2 protein-coding genes and 1 pseudogene are annotated in these 1,901 nt (G+C 67.0%); 2 read left to right on the plus strand and 1 reads right to left on the minus strand.

Annotation, left to right across the window (positions count from 1 at the left end):
- Window positions 1-611: hypothetical protein (locus AC1DGP_RS35125; protein ID WP_476833281.1), on the plus strand; the 611-nt coding region annotated here is incomplete at its 5' end.
- A 201-nt stretch (window positions 612-812) separates the two neighbouring features.
- Window positions 813-1,081 (plus strand): annotated as a pseudogene (locus tag AC1DGP_RS35130) (YkvA family protein); the annotation flags it as partial.
- A gap of 361 nt (window positions 1,082-1,442) precedes the next feature.
- On the opposite strand, the gene AC1DGP_RS35135 reads toward AC1DGP_RS35130, so the two are convergent.
- Window positions 1,443-1,901: autotransporter outer membrane beta-barrel domain-containing protein (locus tag AC1DGP_RS35135; RefSeq protein WP_476833282.1), on the minus strand; the 459-nt coding region annotated here is incomplete at its 5' end.

Below are 1,901 nucleotides of genomic sequence, written 5' to 3' on the forward strand. Positions count from 1 at the left end.
CCGTCGGAGGCACGGGCGGAGGCTCGGGCGGTGGTTCCGGTGGCGGCTCCGTCGGAGGCACGGGCGGAGGCTCGGGCGGTGGTTCCGGTGGCGGCTCCGTCGGAGGCACGGGCGGAGGCTCGGGCGGCAACGGCGGCGGCCATGGCGGCGGCAACGGCGGTGGCCATGCTGGCAACGGCGGTGGCCATGGCGGTAACGGCGGTGGCCATGGTGGTGGCAACGGCGGTGGCCATGGTGGTGGCAACGGCGGTGGCCATGGCGGCAACGGCGGTGGCCATGGCGGTGGCAACGGCGGTGGCCATGGCGGCAACGGCGGCGGCCATGGTGGCAACGGCGGTGGCCATGGCGGCAACGGCGGTGGCCATGGCGGTAACGGCGGTGGCCATGGTGGTGGCAACGGCGGTGGCCATGGTGGTGGCAACGGCGGTGGCCATGGCGGTAACGGCGGTGGCCATGGCGGTAACGGCGGTGGCCATGGCGGTAACGGCGGTGGCCATGGTGGTGGCAACGGCGGTGGAAATGGCGGCAACGGCGGCGGCCATGGTGGCAACGGCGGTGGCCATGGTGGCAACGGCGGTGGCAACACCGGGGGCACCGGCAGCGGCCGGTAACCGCAGGTGTCTTCTGTAGGTCCGAAGCTCGACGCGCCCCGGGTCACTCCGGGGCGTTTGCTGTCTCGGCCCCTCACGCTATCGCGGCATAATCGACCTCCATCGAGGCCCATCGCCCGCAAGCGGACAGTCCCGCCGGATCTGCTTAAAGCCGGTGTCGACCCATTGCGCGTCTCTTCGACCGCGTGCAATTGCATCATCATGACGCTGGAGCGCGCAAGGCAATGGGCGCGACATCTCACGCGCGACGTCGTCGCGCTATGGATAGCTGCTCGCATCCGCGAACGCCGTGGCATGCAAAAGCCCTGGCCGCCGGTGTTGCGGCCTACGCCTTGAGCCCAATCGATCTTATTCCTGATTTTATTCCGATACTTGGCTATCTCGACGACTTGCTGATCGTCCCCGCGGGTATCGCACTAGCGGTTCGTCTCATCCCATCGGAACTCATGGCTGAATTCAGGAGGGAGGCCGAGCAATCTTGGCGGTCATTGCGAGCCGTTTCTTCAAACCCGAGTTGCTACGACCAGTTCCGGAGCATCAGGCCGCGGGTGCTGGCGTTCGCTCTCCGCCCTTCTCAGACCATGGCGAGGTCCGCTCTGCGGCAAGTTCGCCAATGTCAAGTTTCGAGCGAGCGCCTGATCACCGCTCGCGACCCATCTCAAGATCGGCGTCTGACGACCGGAGTTGACCCCATTGCCGACATCTGAGGGTCCGGTTGCAGGCACATGACTGAAGGCAATGTAAGGACGCCGGGTTTGCCAGATTCGCAAAGGCCCGCCCCGGCTCGGAACCAATCGTAAGACCCGTATGAAGTGTCGGCAGGCGCCGCGCCTACCACGTGACGCGCAGGCCGAGATTGCCCTTGATGCCGCGGCGATCGTCGCCGCCGAGATTGCTGGTGTAGCTCGCCGCCGCGTAGACACCGACGTTCGGCGTCACCTGGGCCGCAACGCCGCCGCCGAGTTCCAGCGAGGTGGAGCCGAAGCCGGTTGTAATCGGCGTGACGTTGAAGGTCGTCGTGTCGCTGCCGGAAAACGTGCGCCAGACATTGGCGAGGAGATAGGGTTTCAGCGTCATCCCGCCCATCACCCAATCGCCGGTGAGCCGAGCGCCGATCCGGCCGGTGAGTGCATCGTTGGGCGAAAAGCGGACCGCGGAGAAGCGATCGCGCTCCGTTCCGAACGAGACCGATTGCCAGATCAGCTGCGCCTGCGGCTCAAGCGACAGCCCGGCACCGATCTGGATCGGATAGCCGGCCTCGAGCGAGCCGGTGAGACCGGTTCCGTCGGC

Source organism: Allobosea sp. 05T433 (assembly GCF_056396065.1).